General features: G+C 72.8%; 1 protein-coding gene. It reads left to right on the forward strand.

The features are described from left to right. Window positions 1–268, forward strand: a 268-nt coding sequence (locus AB0G02_RS39870) for an RICIN domain-containing protein (RefSeq protein ID WP_360805619.1), incomplete at its 5' end; no start/stop codon positions are given. Window positions 269–312: the final 44 nt, after the last annotated feature.

Below are 312 nucleotides of genomic sequence, written 5' to 3' on the forward strand. Positions count from 1 at the left end.
CTACGTGCGGCTGGTGAACCAGAACAGCGGCAAGGACGTCGTGGTGCGGGGCGCGTCGCGTGACGCGGGAGCCAAGCTGATCCAGTACTCCTACGAGCCGAACGCCGACACCAACGACGAGTGGCTGCTCGAAGACGCGGGCAACGGCCGCTACCGGCTGGCGAACCGCTTCAGCGGCCTCTACCTGACGATGCCGTCGGCGCAGGGCGCGCAGGTGGAGCAGCGGGCCTACGACGGGAGCGGGCGCCAGGCGTTCACGATCGCCTGACGCCCGGCCCACCGCCCCGGGGCCGCCCGCCGGACAGCGCGGGC

This window comes from Actinosynnema sp. NPDC023658 (assembly GCF_040639995.1).
Lineage (GTDB): Bacteria > Actinomycetota > Actinomycetes > Mycobacteriales > Pseudonocardiaceae > Actinosynnema.